Annotated in this window: 21 protein-coding genes; 12 read left to right on the top strand and 9 right to left on the bottom strand. The window is 63.5% G+C overall.

Features of this window, described 5'->3' with window-relative positions:
- The first annotated feature begins 30 nt into the window (after positions 1 to 30).
- The 5 genes from V1277_RS09915 (at position 31) to V1277_RS09895 (ending at position 4950) form a co-directional block, all read left to right on the top strand.
- Positions 31 to 1428 (top strand): NAD(P)(+) transhydrogenase (Re/Si-specific) subunit beta, encoded by a 1398-nt coding sequence (locus tag V1277_RS09915; protein WP_334416013.1) that lies wholly within the window; start codon positions 31 to 33, stop codon positions 1426 to 1428.
- An 18-nt stretch (positions 1429 to 1446) separates the two neighbouring features.
- Positions 1447 to 2304 (top strand): alpha/beta hydrolase, encoded by an 858-nt coding sequence (locus V1277_RS09910; protein WP_334416012.1) that lies wholly within the window; start codon positions 1447 to 1449, stop codon positions 2302 to 2304.
- A gap of 4 nt (positions 2305 to 2308) precedes the next feature.
- Positions 2309 to 3406: a calcium:proton antiporter gene (locus V1277_RS09905; RefSeq protein ID WP_334416011.1), complete on the top strand. Its 1098-nt coding sequence runs from the start codon at positions 2309 to 2311 to the stop codon at positions 3404 to 3406.
- A gap of 15 nt (positions 3407 to 3421) precedes the next feature.
- Positions 3422 to 3706, top strand: coding sequence for a cupin domain-containing protein (locus tag V1277_RS09900; protein WP_028351303.1), 285 nt, complete (start codon positions 3422 to 3424; stop codon positions 3704 to 3706).
- A 185-nt stretch (positions 3707 to 3891) separates the two neighbouring features.
- Positions 3892 to 4950, top strand: coding sequence for a hypothetical protein (locus V1277_RS09895; protein ID WP_334416010.1), 1059 nt, complete (start codon positions 3892 to 3894; stop codon positions 4948 to 4950).
- 23 nt (positions 4951 to 4973) lie between these two features.
- Here the strand turns inward: V1277_RS09895 and V1277_RS09890 are convergent, their stop codons facing one another.
- Entirely contained in the window at positions 4974 to 5645 is a 672-nt protein-coding gene (locus V1277_RS09890) for a tetratricopeptide repeat protein (protein WP_334416009.1), read from the bottom strand.
- A gap of 197 nt (positions 5646 to 5842) precedes the next feature.
- Positions 5843 to 6145, bottom strand: a complete 303-nt coding sequence (gene rpsU, locus V1277_RS09885) for a 30S ribosomal protein S21 (protein WP_028350145.1) — start codon at positions 6143 to 6145, stop codon at positions 5843 to 5845.
- A gap of 254 nt (positions 6146 to 6399) precedes the next feature.
- Here rpsU and aqpZ point away from each other — a divergent pair, with 254 nt between their 5' ends.
- Positions 6400 to 7122 carry an aquaporin Z gene (aqpZ, locus tag V1277_RS09880; RefSeq protein ID WP_334416008.1) on the top strand — a complete coding sequence of 241 codons (723 nt, stop codon included), beginning with the start codon at positions 6400 to 6402 and terminating at the stop codon, positions 7120 to 7122.
- A 36-nt stretch (positions 7123 to 7158) separates the two neighbouring features.
- Here the strand turns inward: aqpZ and V1277_RS09875 are convergent, their stop codons facing one another.
- Together V1277_RS09875 and purE are read right to left on the bottom strand one after the other, a co-directional pair.
- Positions 7159 to 8262 (bottom strand): 5-(carboxyamino)imidazole ribonucleotide synthase, encoded by a 1104-nt coding sequence (locus V1277_RS09875; protein ID WP_334416007.1) that lies wholly within the window; start codon positions 8260 to 8262, stop codon positions 7159 to 7161.
- Positions 8259 to 8747: a 5-(carboxyamino)imidazole ribonucleotide mutase gene (gene purE / locus V1277_RS09870; RefSeq protein WP_334416006.1), complete on the bottom strand. Its 489-nt coding sequence runs from the start codon at positions 8745 to 8747 to the stop codon at positions 8259 to 8261. Before purE ends, V1277_RS09875 begins: the two co-directional genes overlap by 4 nt.
- Positions 8748 to 8898: 151 nt before the next feature.
- On the opposite strand from purE, the gene V1277_RS09865 reads away from it, so the two are divergent.
- On the top strand, positions 8899 to 9585 hold the full coding sequence (locus tag V1277_RS09865; RefSeq protein ID WP_334416005.1) for a GGDEF domain-containing protein: 687 nt from the start codon (positions 8899 to 8901) through the stop codon (positions 9583 to 9585).
- Positions 9586 to 9695: 110 nt separating this feature from the next.
- Here the strand turns inward: V1277_RS09865 and V1277_RS09860 are convergent, their stop codons facing one another.
- The 3 genes from V1277_RS09860 to V1277_RS09850 form a co-directional block, all read right to left on the bottom strand.
- Positions 9696 to 9947, bottom strand: coding sequence for a hypothetical protein (locus tag V1277_RS09860; protein WP_028350150.1), 252 nt, complete (start codon positions 9945 to 9947; stop codon positions 9696 to 9698).
- Positions 9948 to 9975: 28 nt separating this feature from the next.
- The gene (locus V1277_RS09855) at positions 9976 to 10182 is read right to left on the bottom strand and encodes a hypothetical protein (protein WP_213288746.1); all 207 of its coding nucleotides are present in this window, start codon (positions 10180 to 10182) and stop codon (positions 9976 to 9978) included.
- Between the two features lie 204 nt (positions 10183 to 10386).
- Complete coding sequence (locus V1277_RS09850; protein ID WP_028350152.1) at positions 10387 to 10593, bottom strand: YdcH family protein; 207 nt, start codon at positions 10591 to 10593, stop codon at positions 10387 to 10389.
- Between the two features lie 240 nt (positions 10594 to 10833).
- Here V1277_RS09850 and V1277_RS09845 point away from each other — a divergent pair, with 240 nt between their 5' ends.
- Positions 10834 to 11019, top strand: coding sequence for a YdcH family protein (locus V1277_RS09845; RefSeq protein ID WP_057858669.1), 186 nt, complete (start codon positions 10834 to 10836; stop codon positions 11017 to 11019).
- A 73-nt stretch (positions 11020 to 11092) separates the two neighbouring features.
- On the opposite strand, the gene V1277_RS09840 is transcribed toward V1277_RS09845, so the two are convergent.
- Positions 11093 to 12256, bottom strand: a complete 1164-nt coding sequence (locus tag V1277_RS09840) for an NAD(P)/FAD-dependent oxidoreductase (protein ID WP_334416004.1) — start codon at positions 12254 to 12256, stop codon at positions 11093 to 11095.
- 198 nt (positions 12257 to 12454) lie between these two features.
- On the opposite strand from V1277_RS09840, the gene V1277_RS09835 reads away from it, so the two are divergent.
- The 4 genes from V1277_RS09835 (at position 12455) to V1277_RS09820 (ending at position 19675) form a co-directional block, all read left to right on the top strand.
- Positions 12455 to 15160 (top strand): sensor domain-containing protein, encoded by a 2706-nt coding sequence (locus V1277_RS09835; protein ID WP_334416003.1) that lies wholly within the window; start codon positions 12455 to 12457, stop codon positions 15158 to 15160.
- A gap of 404 nt (positions 15161 to 15564) precedes the next feature.
- A complete protein-coding gene (locus tag V1277_RS09830; RefSeq protein ID WP_334416002.1) occupies positions 15565 to 17091 on the top strand; it encodes an ABC-F family ATP-binding cassette domain-containing protein in 1527 nt (508 codons plus the stop codon).
- Between the two features lie 92 nt (positions 17092 to 17183).
- On the top strand, positions 17184 to 18644 hold the full coding sequence (locus V1277_RS09825; RefSeq protein WP_334420328.1) for a glycerol-3-phosphate dehydrogenase: 1461 nt from the start codon (positions 17184 to 17186) through the stop codon (positions 18642 to 18644).
- 14 nt (positions 18645 to 18658) lie between these two features.
- Complete coding sequence (locus tag V1277_RS09820) at positions 18659 to 19675, top strand: adenylate/guanylate cyclase domain-containing protein (protein ID WP_334416001.1); 1017 nt, start codon at positions 18659 to 18661, stop codon at positions 19673 to 19675.
- A gap of 22 nt (positions 19676 to 19697) precedes the next feature.
- Here the strand turns inward: V1277_RS09820 and V1277_RS09815 are convergent, their stop codons facing one another.
- Positions 19698 to 21008, bottom strand: a complete 1311-nt coding sequence (locus V1277_RS09815; protein ID WP_334416000.1) for a tetratricopeptide repeat protein — start codon at positions 21006 to 21008, stop codon at positions 19698 to 19700.
- Between the last annotated feature and the right edge of the window lie 17 nt (positions 21009 to 21025).

Genomic DNA, 21025 nt, shown 5'->3' with positions numbered 1-21025 from the left:
CGTGGTGACAAAGTCAAATGGGGACCTGAGATGAACGCCAATCTGGCAGCAGTTCTTTATCTCGTGGCGGGTGTGCTGTTCATCCTGTCGCTGCGCGGGCTGTCCAGTCCCGCATCGTCCCGCCAGGGCAATCTATTCGGCATGATCGGCATGGCGATCGCGGTCGCCACCACGCTCGCCAGTCATCCGCCGGCGGACGGTATCGCCTGGGTCCTGGTCATTCTCGGCATCGCCATCGGCGGGGCGATCGGGGCAGTGATCGCGCGGCGCGTGCCGATGACCTCGATGCCGGAACTGGTCGCAGCATTCCACTCACTGGTGGGCATGGCCGCGGTGCTGGTCGCCGCCGGCGCCTTCTACGCGCCCGAAGCCTTCGACATCGGCAAGCCCGGCGCGATTCACGCGTCCAGCCTCGTCGAAATGTCGCTCGGCGTCGCCATCGGCGCGCTGACCTTCACCGGTTCGGTGATCGCTTTCCTGAAGCTTTCGGCGCGCATGAGTGGTGCGCCGATCATCCTGCCTGGCCGCCACATCATCAACATCGCGCTCGCGCTTGCGCTGGTGTTCTTCATTTTCGGCCTGGTCCGCTCCGGCAGCGCGGTCGATTTCTGGCTGATCACGATCATCGCGCTGGTGCTCGGCGTGCTCATGATCATCCCGATCGGCGGCGCCGACATGCCGGTCGTGATCTCGATGCTGAACTCCTATTCGGGGTGGGCCGCGGCCGGCATCGGCTTTACGCTCGGCAATTCCGCGCTGATCATCACCGGCGCGCTGGTCGGCTCCTCGGGCGCGATCCTGTCCTACATCATGTGCCACGCGATGAACCGCTCGTTCATCTCGGTCATTCTTGGCGGCTTCGGTGGCGAAACGGCGGCCGCGGGCGGCGGCTCCGGCGAACAGAAGCCTGCCAAGCTCGGCTCGGCCGACGACGCCGCCTTCATCATGAAGAACGCCTCCAAGGTCATCATCGTGCCCGGCTACGGCATGGCGGTGGCACAGGCCCAGCACGCGCTGCGCGAAATGGCCGACATGCTGAAGAAGGAAGGCGTCGAGGTGAAGTACGCGATTCATCCGGTCGCGGGGCGCATGCCCGGCCACATGAACGTACTGCTCGCCGAAGCCAATGTGCCCTATGACGAGGTGTTCGAGCTCGAGGACATCAACTCCGAATTCGCCCAGGCCGACATCGCCTTCGTGATCGGCGCCAACGACGTCACCAACCCGGCTGCGGAAGAAGACAAGACCTCGCCGATCTACGGCATGCCGGTGCTGCAGGTCTGGAAGGCCGGCACCGTGATGTTCATCAAGCGCTCGCTGGCATCGGGCTATGCCGGCATCGACAATCCGCTGTTCTATCGCGATAACACCATGATGCTGCTCGGCGACGCCAAGAAGGTCACCGAGAACGTCGTCAAGGGGATGTAACGCGCTAGCAGGAAGTTCATGACCGGGCTGAAATGGCTGCTGATCATCGCTTCGGCGGGTTATATCTGCGGCCTGCTCGCGCTGTTCTTCGCGCAGCGCGCCGTGCTGTTTCCTGCCCCGACAAGCGTGCGCACGCCGCCGCAAGCGGCAGGCTTTCCTGAAGCAGAAGAACATGTCCTGGCCACCGCCGACGGTGAGAAGGTCATCGTCTGGCATGTTCCGGCCAAGCCGGGGCGTCCGGTCGTCCTCTACTTCCACGGCAATGGCGATTATCTCGCCGGTTTCTTCGGCCGTTTTCGCGGCCTGATCGCCGACGGGATAGGAATCGTCGCGCTCTCCTATCGCGGCTATGCCGGCTCGAGCGGGCAGCCGAGCGAGCAGGGATTGCTGCAGGATGCCGCGGCGGCCTATGCTTTCACGGCAGCGCGATACAGCGCGGACAGAATCGTTGCGTGGGGATTCTCGCTTGGCACCGGCGTCGCAGTGGCGCTGGCGGGCGAACAGCCGGTCGGAAAGCTGATCCTGGAATCGTCCTATACCTCCATTGTGGACGTCGCCGCGTCCGCGTTCTGGTTCGCGCCGGTGCGGCTATTTATGCGCGATCGGTTTCACTCCGACCGGCACATCGCCCGGATCAGGGTTCCGCTGCTCATGATGCATGGCGCGCTCGATCCCACGATACCCGTTGCCTTTGGCGAACGGCTGTTCGCGCTGGCGAACGAGCCGAAACGGTTTGTCCGCCTCGCCCGGGGAGGTCACAACGATCTGGACAATTTCGGCGCGATTGAAATCGCGCGGAATTTTATCAACCTTGCGCAGGGATGGTCGCAGCATGGACGGGCATACCTTCCGTCCACGAACCGGTCGGGAACGTAACCGCATGAGCGCACATGGACCGATGCCGCGATCGGCCTGGATATTCCCCGCGCTGGCGATGGTGCTGTTTGCCGTGGCCACCGGCCTCGGGCTCAACTTTACGCCGTCGGTTGGCGGGTTCGTGTTTGCGGTGCTGCTGCTCGCAATCCTGTTCGGCACTGTGTTCGCAGCCGTGCATCATGCCGAGGTGATCGCCGAGCGGATCGGCGAGCCCTATGGCACGCTGCTGTTGACGCTGGCGGTCACCATCATCGAGGTGGCGCTGATCGCGACCATCATGCTCGGCGAAAAGCCGCAGCCGGCGTTGGCGCGCGATACGGTGTTTGCGGTGGTGATGATCGTGTGCAACGGCCTCGTGGGCCTGTGTATCTTCATCGGGGGCTTGCGCTACCGCGAGCAGGATTTCCAGGTCTCCGGCGCCAACCTTTATCTCAGCGTGCTGTTCGTGCTTTCGACCATTACGCTGATCATGCCGAATTATACGCTGACGGCGCCGGGACCGATCTATTCGGCGGCGCAGCTTGGCTTTGTGGACCTGGTCACGCTCATGCTCTACGGCGTGTTCCTTTATACCCAGACGATCCGGCACAGTGATTATTTCATCAAGGGAGGCGCCGGTGCTGCCGCCGAAACCTCATCCCTCTCGAACCCGATGCTGGCGCTCAGCATCGCGCTGCTGCTTATCTCCCTACTCGCCGTGGTGCTTCTGGCGAAGAAGTTTTCGCTGGTGGTCGATGTCGTGACCGCGATGATCGGTGCCCCACCGGCATTCGCCGGCGTGCTGGTCGCGCTCCTCATCCTGCTGCCGGAGGGAGTCACCGCTATTGCAGCCGCGCGCAATAACGATCTGCAGAAGAGCATCAATCTCGCGCTCGGATCGTCGCTGGCGACCATCGGGCTGACTATTCCCGCGGTCGGCCTGGCTACCTACGTGCTCGACAAGGAACTCGTGCTCGGGCTCAACGGTCAGGGCATGGTGTTGCTGCTGCTCACGTTCTTCCTGAGCATTCTCACCTTCGGCACCGGCCGCACCAACATCCTGTTCGGGCTGGTACATATGGTGGTGTTTGCTGTGTTCGTGTTTATGGTGTTCGTGCCGTAATCGGAGAAGAATGAAATGCTTGCCGCCAAGTCCGACGTTCAGGTCGACACATCAGAAGTCCGCGTCACCGAATGGCGGCTGGCGCCGGGCAGCGCCACCGGCCATCACACCCATGAGATGGATTACGTGATCGTGCCGATAACCTCGGGCGAGATGACCATCGTCGCGCCGAACGGCGAACGCACTAAGGCGCAGCTCGCCTCCGGCAAATCCTATTTCCGGAAGGCCGGCGTCCAGCATGACGTGCTGAACGAGACCGCAAGCGAGATTGTGTTTCTGGAGGTCGAGCTGAAGCCCTGAGCCTCTCTCGGGTTCCAGCTTGGTTGCGGGTGCCGCGCCCACGGCTCTGGGAGGAACTTGCAGGGCAATTGGCAGACGTCGCTGCACCTGCACAGGAACTGCTGAATTGCCATCGATCCGTCGTAGTTGATCCCTCAATGTGCCTCAAAGTTCCGGCAATTGGGGCGCCGTGGGGAGTGGCCGGAATGCTGAACTACGTGAAGAAATTTGCGGTGGACATCTTCCCCTCGGTGGCTGCGACCGTCATCGGGGCGTACATCGTCAACCACTACATCGTGACCAAGCCCAGCGCGGACGCTCCCGCCGCGGCGTCGGCGGCCGCCAATCCCAGCAAGGCTGCAGCCAAATCCGATGCCAAGACGTCCGATACCAAGGGGTCCGAGACCACGGCCAGCGTGAGCAATATTCCGGCCGCAGGCGTCAAGGCGAGGGGTATCTCCGAGAAGGCCATCATGGAGAAGACCGCTGCCGAACGACCGGCGGCGGCTGAAAAGGCCCAAGCGAAAGCGGAAGAAAAGTCCGAAGCGAAGGCTGACGCCAAAGCCGATGCCAAGTCCTCCGATTCCAAGTCCTCCGATTCCAAGTCTTCCGAATCCAAGTCTTCCGATCCTAAGTCCGACGTGAAATCGGCCGAGAATCCGGCCGACGCCGCCAGCAATCCGGCCGACCAGCGCCGTCATGCAGCGGCGCCGCGCGAAAAGGAAAAGATCAGGGTCATACTGCCGTCGCCCGTGCAGCCTGTGGCGTCCCAGGCTACTCCGGTGGTGGCGGCTGCGCCGGCCGCCGCCCCGGTCGAGACTGCGGCTACGCCGGATGAACGGCGCGATGCCAACGATCTGGCGCGCGCCGCGATCGAACGCCTGCGCGCCAACGGCGAAACGTCTGCGCGCGCCCCCGAGACGGCCCGTGCTCCTGAAGCACCCCGTGCCCCCGAAACATCCAGGGTCGCAAATGCGCCTGCTGCCGTGAATGCGCCCGCGCTTCGTCCGCTGCCGCCGCCGGTCATGGTCTCGGGCCCACCCGCTGGCGAACCCAATGGTCAGGTTTCGCCGCAGCTACGGCCGCCTTATGCTGAGGCCATCGACCCGAACCGCCCGGTCCCGCCCGCCGAAATTCCGGTCTCGCGCCCGCTCGATCTGCGTGCCGAAGTTGCCGCGCCTTCCGTCCGCGAACGCGCCTCGGCGGCTGCCGAGGACGCGCTGTCCACTGCGAAGTCGATCTTCCACGCAGTGCTCCCGAAATAATCTGCGGTCTTCGATAGAAGACTCTAGCCGCCGGTGCGTGCGAGCCCGCTTCGTGCGGTGTCGTCCTTGGGGCGGAGCGCGAGCGCACGGCCGTAGGATGTGAACGCCTTGGCCTTGTCGCCCAGGCGCTCATAGGTGACGCCGCGTGCCGACCAGGCTTGCGCGCTGTTGGGATCGGCCTGCACCGCCTCGTCCAGGTCGGAAGCGGCTTCCTTTGTCTTGTCGATGGCAAGGTAGCTGCTCGCGCGCGCCAGCAGCGGCTCGACCCGTTGCGGCGTCAGGCCATTGGCCGCGGTGAAATCGGCGATCGCCTGCTCATGCTGCTTGTCGGCTTGATAGATCAGGCCGCGGCCGTACAGCGCCTGCACGTTGTAGGGATCGAGTGCGAGCGCGCGCTCGAATTCCGCGAGCGCTTCCTCGGCCTTGCCGGATTTGGCGAGCGTCTGGCCGCGCGTTGCGTGGCCCTGGGCATCGCTGACGCTTTGTCCGCTGATCGTGCCGGTCGGTTTCTGCTCGACTGCCTGTGGCTTTTCCCTATCCGATCCCCACGATCCCAAGTCGAACGAACAACCGCCGAGAGGCAGGCCGAGAACGATCGCGAGCAGCACGATGGATCCGGCCGTGAAGCGCGAAGCGCGGTGAAGTGTATTGCAATCGGTAACGGCCATGCGGCGGAATACTCGCGCGTCGAACATGGCATAGGTAACCCGAGGGCTCGCAAAATGCATCGGTCAAAATGGCCGCAACGGCGCCGACGGCGATGCGGGTGATCGAGCAGGGCTGCGCGCGAGAGCGCCGATTTTCCGTCGCACCCAAATTCTGAGGAACAAGATCGCGAAAAACAAAACGCGGACCCAAGGCCCGCGTTTTTCATTCAAATCTAGCGAAGTGCTTAGCGCGGTCCGCGCGGACCTGCGCCCGGGCCACGGCCGCCAGCGCCACCACGGTCGCCACCCGGACCGGCGCCGAACACCGGCTTGGGCTTCATCGGCAGCAAGCCTTCACGCTGCAGCTTCTTGCGGGCCAGCTTGCGCGCGCGGCGCACGGCTTCGGCCTTTTCACGGGCCTTCTTCTCGGACGGCTTTTCGTAATGGCCGCGGAGCTTCATCTCGCGGAAGATACCCTCGCGCTGCATCTTCTTCTTCAGCGCCTTGAGGGCTTGATCGACATTGTTATCGCGGACGAGAACCTGCACGCGGCATCCTCTTTCAATTGATCGGATAGGAATTCTGGTAAAGCGAAAGGCTGGCGAAAGGCCTGGCCCTCAACCCTGAGCGCGGGCATGTAGCAGACAAAACCGCAGATGTCCACCTGAGAAGCCGGTTTCCGGCCCGGAAAAGCCCGGAAAATCGGCGGGATTAGGCCTACAGACGCCGATTTCCTCAAATAACGAGCCCTTCACGGCGCCTCCCTAGCATCCAGCTACGCAAAAACATGCGGGAGGCGAGTATGAATACCAAAAAATATACCGCTGAAGCGATCGGCACGTTTTGGCTCACTTTTGCGGGATGCGGCAGCGCGGTCATCGCCGCCGGTTTTCCGGAGGTCGGTATAGGCTTGGTCGGTGTGTCCCTGGCATTCGGCCTGAGCGTCGTGACCATGGCCTATGCGATCGGCCACATCTCCGGCTGTCATCTCAATCCCGCCGTCACGATCGGCCTCGCGGCTGGCGGACGGTTTCCGGCGCAGCAGATAGTTCCTTACGTGATCGCGCAGGTGGTCGGTGCTGCCGCTGCCGCGGCGTTGCTCTATGTGATCGCAAGCGGCGCGCCCGGCTTCGATCTGGCCAAGGGCTTTGCCTCCAACGGCTATGGCGCGCATTCGCCCGGTCAGTACGGCATGGTGGCCTGCTTCATCACCGAAGTGGTGATGACCATGACGTTCCTGTTCATCATCATGGGCGCCACCCATGGCAAGGCGCCTGCGGGCTTTGCGCCGCTCGCCATCGGATTGGCGCTGGTGATGATCCATCTCGTCAGTATCCCCGTCACCAACACGTCGGTGAATCCCGCGCGCAGCACCGGGCCGGCGCTGTTCGTCGGCGGCTGGGCGCTGGCGCAGCTTTGGCTGTTCTGGGTGGCGCCCTTGATCGGCGGTGCGCTCGGCGGCGCGATCTATCGCTGGCTCAGCGAGGAGCCGGCCGGCGTTGTGGAAGGCTTGAAGACCGCCTGATCTGCAAACGCGCTCGGCGAGAGCGCGGCGGGCGAGCTATTTCTTGATTGCCGGAGTCACTTCAGTGACATGGCCCATCTTGCGGCCCGGCCGCGGTGTGCCCTTGCCGTAGAGATGAACCGTGGCGCCGGGAACCGTCAGCCATTGCTCATAATCGAGGATATCGTCGCCGATCAGGTTCGTCATGGTGACCTGGCCGTGACGAACCGGCTTGCCGAGCGGCCAGCCGGCAATCGCCCGGATGTGCTGCTCGAACTGGGAGATCGAGGCGCCGTCCAGCGTCCAATGCCCGGAATTATGCACCCGCGGCGCGATCTCGTTGACCAGCACGTGCGGTCCGCCGTTCCCGGCAACGACGAACAGCTCGACCGCGAGCACGCCGACATAGTCGAGCGCATGGGCGATCTTCTCGGCAACGGTTCGCGCCTGTGCGGCCAGCTCATCCGATATCGCGGCCGGCACGCGCGAGAATTTCAGGATGTGATCGCGATGCTCGTTTTCGGTGACGTCGTAGCATTCGACATGGCCATCCGCCGATCGCGCGGCGATCACGGAGATCTCGCGCTCGAAGGGAATGAAGGCTTCGAGAATCGCGGATTTGGTGCCGAGCTCTTCCCAAATACGGATGGGGTCGTCGCCCTCGCGAATAATCGCTTGGCCCTTGCCGTCATAGCCGAAGCGGCGGGTCTTGATCACGGCGGGAAGGCCGATGCGGGCAATCGCGCTCTGCAGGGTTTCCGCCGACGACACGTCGGCATAGTCGGCGGTGTCGATGCCGAGCCGCTTGACGAAATCTTTCTCGATCAGCCGGTCCTGCGTGGTTTCGAGGATTTTCTGCGCCGGCAATACCGGACGGCGCGCCGCCAGCACCATGGCGGTAGCGGCCGGCACGTTCTCGAATTCATAGGTGATGACGTCGACATCATTGGCGAACAATTCGAGCGCCTCGACGTCGGCATATTCGGCGCAGGTTGCGTTCAGCACCACGTCGAAGGCGGGCGAGTCCGGGTCCGGCGAAAACACCTGGCATTTGAGGCCAAGGCGTGCCGCGGCCATGGCCAGCATCCGGCCCAATTGTCCGCCGCCGAGAATTCCGATGGTGTCGCCCGGCTTCAGCTTCACCTTGTCTGAAACCGTCACGCCGAACCCTCCGGGCGCTCCTTGACCGCATCCGTCTGCTGCTTGCGCCAGGCGGCCAATCGCGTCGCCAGCGCCGGGTCATTCAGCGCGAGCACGCTTGCTGCGAGCAGGGCTGCGTTGATGGCGCCGGCCTTGCCGATCGCCAGCGTGCCGACGGGAACGCCGGCCGGCATCTGCACGATCGAGTACAGCGAATCGATCCCCAACAGCGCCTTGGATTCGACGGGAACGCCGAACACAGGGAGTTCCGTCAATGCTGCCGCCATACCGGGCAGGTGCGCCGCGCCACCGGCGCCGGCAATGATGACCTTGAAACCTTGAGCCTTGGCGCCCTTGGCGAAGGCGAACAGCCGCTCCGGGGTCCGGTGGGCCGAGACGATGCGCTTTTCGCAGTCGATCCCGAGCGCCGCCAACGTCTCGGCGGCGTGGCGCATGGTCTCCCAGTCGGACTGGCTGCCCATAATGATGGCGATCGGTGCGGTCATCTCGTCAATTCTGTTCGGGAATCCAGAAACATAGGCCGATTATAGGGTCGGCCCGGGGCTCATCCAAGGCGTGGCAAGGGATCAGGAATGGACTATCCTGTCTTGGTGAAGCCCGGCAAGCCTTCATAAGCGTGCCTGCACAGGGAAGGCCATGAAGAAGAAAACCAGGGCGACCGCCTCCAGGGCCGGAAAACGCCCCAAAAACGCGGCTTCCGGGCGAAAATCCGCACCGCGGCGATCGCCGCCACCGGCATCCCGGCCGCCGGCAGCTTCCAACGAAACCAAGACGACGATTCGCCGGCTGAAAGCGCAGCTCGCCCGGACTCAAGCGCAGATCGAGGAACTTCAGGCCTCCGCCGATACCGACTTCCTGTTGGGCATCCCGAACCGGCGCGGTTTCGAGCGCGAGCTCAATCGCGCGATCGCCTACATGAAGCGGTATCGCGCCAGCGGTGCCCTGGTCTTGCTCGACGTCGATCGGCTGAAGCCGATCAACGACGCCTTCGGACATGCCGCGGGCGACCAGGTGCTCAAGGCCATTGCCGCGGCGCTGCTCGCGCAGGTGCGCTCTTCCGACATGGTGGGTCGGCTCGGCGGCGACGAGTTTGCGCTGCTGTTGTGGAATCTCAGCGAGACCGACGCCAGGGCCAAGGCGGCCGCGTTGGAGGAGGCGATCGATCGCCTCAGCTTCGTGTTCGATGGCCGAACCATTACCGCGGGCGCCTCCGCGGGCGTCTCTGTGCTCGATACCCACTCCGAAGCCGGCCGCGCGCTGGAAGCGGCCGACAGCGCCATGTATGTGCGCAAGGCGCTGCGGCGGCATGAGGCGAAGGTGTAGGGTAGGCAAAGATCTGTAGGGTGGGCAAAGGCGTTCTTACGCCGTGCCCACCATCTCTCTGGCGAGCATGATGGTGGGCACGCTGCGCTTTGCCCACCCTACGACGATTCCTAAAGCCCGCTGAGATCGTCCGGCACGTTGCCGAACTTGCGCAGCAGCTTCGCGTCGCCGAATTCACCCATCATGGGATCGCCGCTGCGGCTGAAGGCAACGGCGCCGATGCTGCCGGCCATCCGCGACATCGTCTCGGCGCGCCGCAACGCGGTGGTTGGGCTCTGGCATTCTTCCGCGGCGCCCGCCACCGGCGAGCCGCTATCGTCCTGCAGGAATGGCATTGCGACGTAGTAGGTGACATCGGCCATTGTATCGCTCCAGTGTGATCGCTCCAGATCAGGCCGCATTGCTACTCGCGCGTTTGGCCGGCACGCAGCCGGCTGCTATCGCGGCCTGCAGCTCCTCCAGTTCGATTTCCAGATACTCGTTCGCCATGATCAGCGCCTTGATGGTAGAGCGCAGATTGCCGTCGCACATCGCAATCGCCTGATCGCAGGCCTGCTCGTAACGGTTGTTGTCGGACAGGGGCGGTGTGGTGGACATGGCTGGACTCCCGAGGCTGGCGGCAGGAGGATATGTTCTCTTTTTGTTCTACTCGAGTCAAGCCGCATCCGCCAGCCGGAGGCCCTTTTTTGCTGGCCGCCCGGCAAGCTCATCGCGCCGCGGCGTGTGGATGTCGGGGAAAAGAAATCTGCCGAAGGCGGACTGGTTGCGCGCCGAACTAGCGGAGCGCGGCAAGCGCAACGATCAGGCGATGATGTCAGGCGTGATCTGGTCTTCGATGAAGGCGATGCGGTCGCGCAACTGCAGCTTGCGTTTCTTCAGCCGCTGCAGCCGCAACAAGTCCGGCGCCGGCGACTGATGCAGCGCGTCGATCGCCGCATCGAGATCGCGATGCTCCTGCTGCAGCCTGGCGAGCTCGGTTTCAAGCTCGCGCTCATCATCGTCGGTCATGGTGTACGTTAGCTGAAAGCGCGATCAGGTTGCGAACGGATTCTTCGGAAGCTGGCGGTGAATATCGTCCCTGCGAGGCCGCTCCGCAAGCTGATCAGGTTCCATAGTCACGATTGGTTACAGATAAATCCGAAAATATGAGAGGCCCCGATTCTGGATACCCATCGACAGATTCGGCGACTGGTGTACACTCGCGCGTCCGGATCGAACCTGAGGTTTAACCCACCGAGGAGATTTCGTATGGCACTACAGGCGCATCTTGTTGAACTTGAACGTAAACACAAGATTCTCGAGAATGAATTGCACGAAGCGCTCGTGCACCTTTCCACAGACGACCTGCAAATTGTCGAGTTGAAGCGCCGCAAGTTGATGGTCAAGGATCAGATCGAGCGGTTGAAGCAAACCGCCGACGAAACCCTCCACTAGTAGTCCAGCAAAGTATCGAAAATCCCCACACGGCCGGATGGGCGCCGATGCGCTCGTCCGCCTGTCGGTGATGTCACAGCTCCACCAGCGCGCCGACATGATCGGCGATCGCGAGCGATGACGTCAGTCCCGGCGATTCGATGCCGAACAGGTTGATCAGTCCGGCGATGCCGTGATCGGCAGGACCCTGGATGAGAAAATCCTGCGTGGCGACGGCCGGCGGCACGATTTTCGGCCGGATTCCGGAATAGCTCGGCATCAGCGCGCCGTCCGGCAGCGTCGGCCAATAGCGCCGGATCGCGGGATAGAATCGCTCGGCGCGGGCAGGGTCCACCGCATAGTCGATGCTCTCGACCCATTCGACGTCGGGGCCGAACCGGGCTTGTCCGGCCATGTCGAGGGTGAGGTGCACGCCCAACCCACCGGGCTCCGGCACCGGGTAGATCAGGCGCGAAAATGGAGCTCGCGCACTGCAGCTAAAATAATTGCCCTTGGCGAGATAAGCGCAGGGAATCATTTCGATCGGCATACCCTCGATGTTGCGCGCCACCGCGGGCGCGCCCAATCCGGCCGAATTGACGAGCAGGTTGCACGCAAGGGTCATCGGCGCATCGCCGCCGGCTTCGATTTCGATACGACCGGTGTTGGTTCGCGCGTGCAGCAGCGGGGTGTGGAATGCGAAGGCCGCGCCGGCTTCTTCCGCATCGCCTCGCAGCGCCAGCATGTAGGCGTGGCTGTCGATGATGCCGGTGGACGGCGACAACAGCGCCGCGTCGCAATTCAACGCCGGCTCCAGTTCGCGCGCCGCTTCGCCCGTCAGCAACTGCATGTCGTCGACGCCATTGGCCTCGGCATGCGCGCGGATCGATTGCAGCTTCTCGGTTTCCTTCGGCGTCGTCGCCACGATCAGCTTGCCGCAATTGCGATACGGTATGCCGTGGTCGCGGCAGTATCGATAGAGCGCGCGCTTGCCGCTGACGCACATCTGCGCCATCAGGCTGCCGGCGCGGTAATAGATGCCGGCATGAATCACCTCGCTGTTGCGCGAGGAGGTGACGGTACCGATGCCCTCGGCGGCCTCGAGCACGATCACTTCGCGGCCCGCCTGGGCCAGGCGCCGTGCGATCGCGAGCCCGATCACCCCCGCTCCGATGACGACGCAATCGACCTTGTCCATGTCAGCTTCAGGCCCGGAAATCTGGCGCAGGAATCGGCGCTTGCCACGCTCGGTAATCATCGTTGCGTTCGGTGGAGCTGTCGAACAAACCGTTGGTTTGCCTCGAAATACGCAGTAAACGCAGTTCCATTAACGAAGCATTAATCATGTCGGGCCAATTGCCGTAATTTGGGTCGTATTTTAGAATTATGCGGGTAGTCGTTTACCCGATCCAAACCCGTCAAGCCAGACACTCCGCCCGCAAACCTCGGGTGGGTAATGGCTGACAGCAACCGGCAGGCAGGACGGAAGAATTGGATTCCGGCGCAGGCCCTCGCCTGTCTGCTCGCCATTGCTGCGCCGTGCGGGCCGGCGTGGGGGGCCGCATCCTCCAGCGGCTTTGCGCCGGCGAGCTATATCGGGGAATTCGATTCCACCATGGTCTGGGAGTTCCTGATCGGCGGGATCGTCGTCGCCTCCTTCCTGGCCGCGATCGGCATCTGGATTTTGTCGGCGCTGCGCGGGGCGAAGCGCGCGCAATTGCAGCGCAGCGCGTTCATCAGTTCGGCGCTCAACAATCTCAACCAGGGCGTGATGATGACCAACGCGCAAAACCGCGTGGTCTTCTGCAACGACCGTTTCCTCGAAATGTACGGGCTGAGCCGCACCGAGATTTCGAGCAGCATGACCGGCCGCGAACTGCTTCAACTGCGGCGCGAGCGGGGACTGCTCAATCACACCGTCGAAGAGTTCGGCAACCTTGCACGCCGCCCGGAAGGAGTCGTCACCGAACTGCCTGACGGCCGATCGGTGTTGTCGAAGATCTTCCGCCTGCCCAATGGCGGGACGATCGGAACGCATGAGGATTGCACCGAGCAGCGCCAGTTGTCGCGCAAGCTGGCATCGACCACCAAATTTCTGGAATCGGTGCTCGACAACGTTCCGGTCTGCGTCGCCGCCAAGAACATCGAGGACGGCCGATATATCTTCGCCAACCGTGCGTTCGAGCGATTCTCGCGCTTCTCCCGCGATCACATCATCGGCAAGCGCGCCGACGAGATCTCTCGGCCCGAAACCGCGAAAAGCATCGAAGCGGCGGACCGGGCGGCGCTGACCGCGCCGGAAGGCTATCACCGCAGCGAATACGTCGTCGAACGGGGCGAAGAAAAGCGCGTTGTCTCCGCAAACCGCGTCGTCGCGCGCAACGAGAACAATAAGCCGGAATTCCTGATTACGCTGTTCGACGACGTCACCGACCGCCGGTCGCTGTCGCGCGAACTCGAAAACACCAAGAAATTCCTCGAGCTGGTGGTCGACAACATCCCGGTATCGCTGATCGTGGAGCGCGTCAGCGATGGGCGCTACCTGCTCGCCAACCGCAGCGCCGAAACCATTCTCAATCGCCGCCGCGAGGATGCCACAGGCCTGACCGCTACCGACATCTTCAATCCGCGCGAAGCCAAGCTGATCATCGCGCGCGACGAGGCCGCGATCAAGAAGCGCGGCCTGCTCACCGAAGAGCACCCGATATCCACCAAGGACGGGCTGCGGCTGTTCCTGACCCGCCGCATGACGGTGCTCGACGAGGCCGGCGAGCCGCAATATCTGATCAAGACCCATGAGGACGTCACCGATCGCCGCCAGACCGAGTCGCGGATGGCGCACATGGCCTACCATGACGGCCTGACGGATCTGCCGAACCGCGCCGCCTTCCTGCAGGCGCTGGCCCAGATGATCGAGGCCTGTGCCGGCACGGACGAGGAATTCGCGGTGCTGTGCGTCGACCTCGACGGCTTGAAGGAAATCAACGACGTGTTCGGCCACGCAATGGGCGACAAGCTCCTGATCGAGGTTGCGGGCCGCATCCAGGCCTGCGCCCGGGGTGGCGTGGTGGCCCGGCTCTCCGGCGACGAGTTCGGCCTGATTATCGACGGCAAGCAGCCGGAGGCGGGCAAGGCGCTTGCCGAAAAACTCGCGCAGACGATGTCGGACGAGTTCGTGATCGACGGCAAGTCGGTGCGGACCGGGGTGACGACCGGCATCTCGGTATTTCCGCATAATGGTTCGGATGCGGCTTCGCTGCTGGCCAATTCCGGCGCGGCGCTGTTCCGCGCCAAGCAGAAGTCGCGTGGCTCGATCAGCATTTTCGAACCGGAGATGGACCAGCAGATCCGCGACCGCCGCGTGCTGCACCAGGATCTCTCGATGGCGATCAGGAACGGCGAATTGTCGCTGTACTACCAGCCGCAGGCCGCGGCGGGCTCGACGGTCGCTAACAGCAAGGTCATCGGCTTCGAGGCGCTGGCGCGCTGGATACATCCGGTGCGCGGCTTCGTGTCGCCCGGCGATTTCATTCCACTTGCCGAAGAAAGCGGCCTGATCGTCGAAATGGGCGTCTGGATCCTGCGCGAAGCCTGCCGGGAGGCTGCCTCCTGGCCGGTGCCGATGCAGATCGCCGTCAACCTGTCGCCGGCGCAATTCATGCATGGCGATTTGGTCAGCCTGGTGCATTCGATCCTGCTGGAGACTGGCCTCGCGCCCGACCGGCTCGAGCTCGAAATCACCGAAGGCGTGCTGATCGAGGATTTTGACCGCGGTCTGGCACTGCTACGGCGGCTGAAGGCGCTCGGCGTGCGCATCTCGATGGACGATTTCGGTTCCGGCTATTCCTCGCTGAGCTATCTGCAGGCCTTCCCGTTCGACAAGATCAAGATCGACCGCGCCTTCGTCATGAATCTCGGGCGCAATCCGCAATCGGCGGCGATCGTGCGCGCCGTCATCGATCTCGGCCACGGCCTCGAAATGTCGATTGTTGCCGAAGGCGTGGAGACCCAGGAACAGCTCGGCTTCCTCGCCGACGAGGGCTGCGACGCGGTGCAGGGCTATTTCCTCGGCAAGCCCCAGCCTATCGGGCACTACGCCGGGCTGGTCGGCCGCAGTGCCGCAAATGCCATCGAGACTGCGCGCAAGCTCGCCAGCGCCTGATTCCGCTAAACTGCGTCACCTATGTCTCACGACCCAATGATGCCATTGAGCGCGTAACCTTTCGGGCTTTTCGGATTTGAGCCCGACGAGGCCTTTGCTTGCCTTCATTCGCAGCCCCGGTTACTTTGATGGCCTACTCGTTCGAGAAAGGAGGGCTGTGCGGTGACGATATTTTTCCGGCACTATCGCCAGCATGGCCCCGTCAACGCCCTGCAAATGCGTTTGCAGGGCTGACCAGAGACCTTTCGCAAATCTCTTCCTGGTCTGCCCCAGTCGCAATGCGGCGTCGAACGTCTGCTCGCTCGCGCCTGCATTTCGGTAAGTCGCCGCGCTTCGACGCGGACATCCGCTGATGGGCTGCATGCCCCGGATGCCGTGGTCGCCGGCAAGACCAGGGAACGACCATGACCCTTATCACCATCCGCAATCTCGGCGTGACGCTGAACGCTCCGCTGTTTTCCCGACTGAATCTCGTCGTCAATGCCGGTGACCGTATCGGGCTCGTCGCGGCGAATGGACGCGGCAAGTCCACGTTGCTGCGCTGCATTGCAGGCCTGATGGAGCCAGGCGATGGCGAGATTACCAGATCGCGAGGACTGACCATCGGCTACGTCGAGCAGGACGTGCCGTCGGTGCTGATGGATACGCCGTTTGATGCGGCGGTGCTCGAGGCGCTACCCGTCGAACGACGGGCAAGCGAAAGCTGGCGAGTCGAAATGGCCCTGGAGTCGCTGGAGGTGCCTGAGGCGCTGCGGCGGAGGCCGCTGAAGCAACTGAGTGGCGGCTGGCAGCGGCTTGCCATGCTTGCCCGCGTCGTGGTGACCGAGGCCGACGTTTTGCTGCTCGACGAGCCAACCAACCATCTGGACCTCGCCCGGATCGGTTGGCTTGAAAATTGGCTGAACGCGCTGCCGTGCGATATGCCGGTCGTGATATCGAGCCATGACCGGGCCTTCCTCGACGCAACCACGAACCGCACGGTATTTTTGCGACCCGAGCAGTCGCAAATATTTTCGTTGCCCTATACGCGAGCCCGCGCCGCGATCGGCGAGGTGGATGCATCGGATAAGCGGCGCTACCAACGTGACGTAAAGGCGGCCCAGCAGCTTCGCCAGCGCGCTGCAAAGCTCAACAATATCGGCGTCAATTCCGGTAGTGACCTTCTGTTGCAAAAGACGAAGCAACTGAAGCAGCGAGCCGAGAAGTTGGAAGATTCAGTGAAGCCCGCGCACTTGGAGCGATCCGCAGGGACGATCAAGCTGGCCAATCGCGGAGCGCATGCCAAGGTTCTGATCGCGCTGGACGATGCCGCCGTCGCCGCCCCGGACGGCAGGTTGCTTTTCAAGACCGGCAAGCAGTTCATCTGCAAAGGAGACCGGATCGTGCTCCTGGGACCGAACGGGACCGGCAAGACCCGGTTCGTGGCGATGCTGCGCCAAGCGATCGAAAACCCGGAAGCCATGCGGGTCAGTATCAAGGTTACGCAATCGCTTGCTCTCGGCTATTGCGGCCAGGATCTTGCCGATCTTGCCGATGCCGACACGCCGATGCGCACGATCGTCAGCCGATTCGACGTTGGTGATCAGCGGGCACGCGCATTACTCGCCGGCGCAGGCCTGTCGGTTCCGATGCAGAGCCGTCCGATCGGCCGGCTTTCCGGCGGACAGAAGGCGCGCCTCGGCATGCTTTTGCTGCGGCTTGCCCAGCCGAACTTCTATCTGCTCGATGAGCCTACCAATCACCTGGACATCGAGGGGCAGGAGGCGCTGGAAGACGAACTACTGGAGCATCAGGCAAGCTGCCTGCTGGTTTCACATGATCGCAACTTCATGCGAACGGTAGGAAACCGGTTCTGGCTGATCGAAAAAAAGAAGCTGGTGGAACTGGAAGGGCCGGAGCGCTTCTTCGCATCGATCGGCGCAACCGGCTGAGCGGCGCTTGATTCATTTCCAGGAGCGGCATCCACTTTTGGCCATCATGACCTAGTGTAGTGAAGTCAGCTTCTCTCCAGTCACCCTTGCGTATGGCGGACTACGATCTCGCGATCATTGGCGGCGGGTTGAACGGCGTCAGCATCGCGCGGGACGCCGCCGGCCGCGGCTTGCGCGTCATCCTGCTGGAGCAGGGCGATCTCGCCGCGGGCGCTTCGTCGGCCTCGCCGCGGCTGATTCACGGCGATCTGGCGAGCCTTGAGCGCCGGCATTTCTTGCGGGTTCGCACAGCGCTCGCCGAGCGCGATATCTGGCTCAGGATCGCGCCGCATCTGGTGCGCCCGATGCGCTTTGCGATTCCCGCCCATTCGGATGAACGCCCGGACTGGCAGTTGCGCTCATGGCTGCTGTTGTACGACCGGCTAGCCTCGCGCAGCGGTCTGCCGGCCTCGGCGACTGTCGACGTCACGCATCATCCCGTCGGCAACGCGCTGAAGCGGCCGTTCGGCACCGCCTTCGAGTATTCCGACTGTATCGTGGACGATTCCCGGCTGGTGGTGCTCACGGCCGTCGATGCCGCGGCGCGCGGCGCGGTGATTCGCACCGGCGCGCGCTGCACCCGGGCCGAACGGGGCAAGGAATGGCGGCTGGCGACGATCGATCGCGGCTTTCGCCAGGTGATCACGGCAAGGGCGATCATTAACGCCAGCGGCGCCTGGACGTCGTCCGTCGCCGAGACGGTGTTGCGCGTGCCGCCGCCGAAGGTTGCTGCCGAGCAGATGGACCAGATCGTGGTCCGTCGTCTGTTCGACAGCGACAATATCTATGTATTCCAGAACAGCGATGGACGGCTGATTTTCGCCAGCCCCTATGAGCGCGATTTTACCCTGATCGGCACCGCCAACCATGCTTTCAAGGGCGATCCCGCCATCGTTGCGATGGCGGCCGGTGACGTCGCCTATCTCTGCGATGCGGCGAACCGCTATTTCCGCGAGCGGATCGAGACGGTCGACGTGGTGCGTACGCTTTCCGGGGCCAACATGGTGCGGAACGCCGCGAGCGGGCGCGACGGGGCGATGACGCTCGACAACGGCCGCGGAAGGGCGCCGCTGCTCACGGTGTTCGGCGGCGACGTCACGACGTCGCGGCTGCGCGCAGAGCAGGCGGTCTCGAAGCTGACGCCGTTCTATCCGATGTCGCCGCGCTGGACCGCAACGGCGCCGCTGCCCGGCGGTGATTTTACCTGGGACCGCTTCGACAACGAGGTCGAGGAAGTGCGCGAGCGCTGGCGGTTTCTCGGCGAGGAAGAGGCGAAGCGCCTGGTCGCGGCCTACGGCTCGAACGTCAAGGCGATCCTGGGCGACGCCAAAGAGCGCAGCGAACTCGGCCCTGCTTTCGGGCCGGAATTGACGGGCGCAGAGGTCCGCTATCTCATGCTACGGGAGTGGGCGCGTTTTCCGGACGACATTTTGTGGCGGCGCACCAAGCTTGGCCTCACCATGCCCCCGGCAGACCGCGACGCGCTGGCGGGGTTCATGGCGGCGGCTGTGTGAGGAATGGATGGGACATGCGGCACGCGATCAGGCCAACTGTTTCCCTGGCGATTATCGGCTTGCTCGGGGGAATAGCTTATCGCTATTTCATTGACGATCCGATCGAAGCAACGTTGCCGTACTATCTCCGGAGCATGTTGCATGGGATGGGCATCACGCTGGCCGCCTGGGGCGTTCATCTCTACTTCACGTCGCGGCGAAGTGCGTGGATCAGCAAATGGCCGCTGCTGATGGATCTGGCGGTGCGCTCCGCGACCATGGCCATCGTGGTCGCGAGCGCGGCGCTGGTCTTGCAGGTGGCGCTGTACTGGGAATGGATCGAGACGAAGTGGCTGATTGACCAGTTTCCCATTGTCGTTGCGTTTAGCTTCTTCGCGTCCCTGCTCGTCATGTCAGCCTTCGAACTGACGCGGCTGGTCGGCAGCCGCGTGCTGTTCAACGTGGCGCTCGGGCGCTACCGAAGTCCGGTGCGGGAAGCGCGTGTGCTGATGTTTCTCGATCTCGCAGGCTCGACCTCGCTCGCGGAGACGATGGGCGAATTACGCGTGCAGGGCCTGCTCACCCGATTCTTCTTCGACATCGATGGTGCGATCGTTGCGCATGGTGGCGAGGTTCACGCCTATGTCGGCGATGAGGTCATCGTGACGTGGCCGCTCGATGACAGGATGTCGGGGGCACGCTGCATCGACTGCTTCTTCGCGATTGCCGACAGTATCGCGGAAAGAGCAAGCTCTTACAGGCAAGAGTTCGGCATGGTGCCGAACTTCCGCGCCGGCCTGCACGCCGGTTACGTAGTGATCAGCGAGTGCGGCAGTTCACGCCGCCAGCTTGCCTATTTCGGCGATACCGTGAACGTGACGGCGCGACTGCAGGAGCACTGCAAGGAGGTTGGCCGGAACTTGCTGGTGTCTTCCGACCTGCTGCAACACATGAAGCTGAAACCGGCCTTCGTTACCGAAGCGCTTGGAGAGGTTCGCTTGCGCGGCCGCGCGGCGGCAATCGAGGTGTTTGCCGTCGAGCGGCGTGGCTGATGGTCGGGCGAGCTTGCCTCGCTTAGTTTTGCAGCGCTTGCCGCGACCAGGCCTCGTCACGCGCCGAAGGCCTCCGGTCAAGCCGGGCCGAGATGCGGCTAGCGGCCGCTTCGCCGCGACCGGCGCGAAGATACGCCACGATCAGCGTGTCCTCCCACAATTCGCGCTGGGCGTGGCTGCCGCCGATCCGCGTCAACTCGGCAACAGCCGGCTCAAGCAGGCGGATCGCCTCCGCATTGTCGCCCTCCGCAAACGCCCGGATGCCGCGGCAGAGGTCGATGGCGGTCTGCCCCGGCAACAGCTTGCCGTCGGCTGCGCGTGCTTCGAGCTGCGCCAGTCGCGTTTCCAGCGCATCGCTGCCGGTCATTGCGGTGGCCAGCGCAAAATGAACGTCGGCAAAATGCGCGCCGGCTTGCGGAAAGTACTTTTCGCCGTAGGCGGCGATATCCTGCCAACGCGCCTCCAGCCCGGTCTGGCCGGCCAGCGCAAGCCGCCACAGCAACGAGGCGCCGTCGGTGAAGATGTTCAGCGGCGGATACGGCCGGTCCGCCGGCTTGATATGCTGCTCGTAGATCGCAAGCGCGCCGTCGAGATTGCCGGCGTCGAGCAACGTCAGCGCGACGTGCCAGGCCAGGTGCCCATGCAGAAAGCTCTGGCGGTCATGCGCGGGCATCCATTGCGAAAGGAAGTTGCGCCCGGCCTCCATGTCGCCCTGCTCGAACATCGCATGCGAGAGGCCATGCGCCGCGTTGGCGTTGGCCGACCGCAGCCCCATCGCGCGCTCGGACAGGCTCCGGCCGGTGGAGAGATTTCCCGCCTCGGTGTGCGACCAGCCGAGGTAGCTGGCAAACCACCAGTCCTCGCCATAATGGCGTGCGTGGCGTTCGCAGATCGCGAGCTTGGCCGCATCGTGATCGGGACGTCCCGAGAACGCGTAGAGACCGAACGCGCCGAGCAGGATCGACAGCACTTGCGCGTCGCGCGGATATTCTTCGAGATGCGCCTCGGCGCCGGTCACCGCGACCCTCGGCTTGCTCTCGATCACGGCGGCCATGATCTCGACATGGCTTTTTTCGCGTGGGGTGGCGCCGGTGGCCAGTTCGCGGGCTTGCCCCGCCACGGCACGCGCCTTGCTGCCCTCCATGTTGAGCTGATGCAGCCGGGCACGGCCGATATGCGCCAGCGCAAAGCAGGGATCCTCCGCAATCGCCTTGTCAAAGGCGTCCTCGGCGCCATGCCACGCCGACAGCATGCAGTCGACGCCTTCGCGATAATGCGCCGCGGCTCGGTCCGAGGCGGTTGTCAGCGGGAGGTCATATCTGTCGCGGTTCATCGTTCTTGTCCTAATGG

It is taken from the genome of Bradyrhizobium sp. AZCC 1588 (genome assembly GCF_036924735.1).
Classification (GTDB): Bacteria; Pseudomonadota; Alphaproteobacteria; order Rhizobiales; family Xanthobacteraceae; genus Bradyrhizobium.
Note: the sequence above shows the minus strand (reverse complement) of the source record. Positions and strands in the feature narration are given on the sequence as shown.

Bases quoted from the DNA above. Each gene is read 5' to 3' on its own strand.
- V1277_RS09915 (WP_334416013.1), top strand. From the start codon at position 31: ATGAACGCCAATCTGGCAGCAGTTCTTTATCTCGTGGCGGGTGTGCTG.
- V1277_RS09910 (WP_334416012.1), top strand. From the start codon at position 1,447: ATGACCGGGCTGAAATGGCTGCTGATCATCGCTTCGGCGGGTTATATC.
- V1277_RS09905 (WP_334416011.1), top strand. From the start codon at position 2,309: ATGAGCGCACATGGACCGATGCCGCGATCGGCCTGGATATTCCCCGCG.
- V1277_RS09900 (WP_028351303.1), top strand. From the start codon at position 3,422: ATGCTTGCCGCCAAGTCCGACGTTCAGGTCGACACATCAGAAGTCCGC.
- V1277_RS09895 (WP_334416010.1), top strand. From the start codon at position 3,892: ATGCTGAACTACGTGAAGAAATTTGCGGTGGACATCTTCCCCTCGGTG.
- V1277_RS09890 (WP_334416009.1), bottom strand. From the start codon at position 5,645: ATGTTCGACGCGCGAGTATTCCGCCGCATGGCCGTTACCGATTGCAAT.
- aqpZ (WP_334416008.1), top strand. From the start codon at position 6,400: ATGAATACCAAAAAATATACCGCTGAAGCGATCGGCACGTTTTGGCTC.
- purE (WP_334416006.1), bottom strand. From the start codon at position 8,747: ATGACCGCACCGATCGCCATCATTATGGGCAGCCAGTCCGACTGGGAG.
- V1277_RS09865 (WP_334416005.1), top strand. From the start codon at position 8,899: ATGAAGAAGAAAACCAGGGCGACCGCCTCCAGGGCCGGAAAACGCCCC.
- V1277_RS09860 (WP_028350150.1), bottom strand. From the start codon at position 9,947: ATGGCCGATGTCACCTACTACGTCGCAATGCCATTCCTGCAGGACGAT.
- V1277_RS09855 (WP_213288746.1), bottom strand. From the start codon at position 10,182: ATGTCCACCACACCGCCCCTGTCCGACAACAACCGTTACGAGCAGGCC.
- V1277_RS09850 (WP_028350152.1), bottom strand. From the start codon at position 10,593: ATGACCGACGATGATGAGCGCGAGCTTGAAACCGAGCTCGCCAGGCTG.
- V1277_RS09845 (WP_057858669.1), top strand. From the start codon at position 10,834: ATGGCACTACAGGCGCATCTTGTTGAACTTGAACGTAAACACAAGATT.
- V1277_RS09840 (WP_334416004.1), bottom strand. From the start codon at position 12,256: ATGATTACCGAGCGTGGCAAGCGCCGATTCCTGCGCCAGATTTCCGGG.
- V1277_RS09835 (WP_334416003.1), top strand. From the start codon at position 12,455: ATGGCTGACAGCAACCGGCAGGCAGGACGGAAGAATTGGATTCCGGCG.
- V1277_RS09830 (WP_334416002.1), top strand. From the start codon at position 15,565: ATGACCCTTATCACCATCCGCAATCTCGGCGTGACGCTGAACGCTCCG.
- V1277_RS09825 (WP_334420328.1), top strand. From the start codon at position 17,184: ATGGCGGACTACGATCTCGCGATCATTGGCGGCGGGTTGAACGGCGTC.
- V1277_RS09820 (WP_334416001.1), top strand. From the start codon at position 18,659: ATGCGGCACGCGATCAGGCCAACTGTTTCCCTGGCGATTATCGGCTTG.
- V1277_RS09815 (WP_334416000.1), bottom strand. From the start codon at position 21,008: ATGAACCGCGACAGATATGACCTCCCGCTGACAACCGCCTCGGACCGA.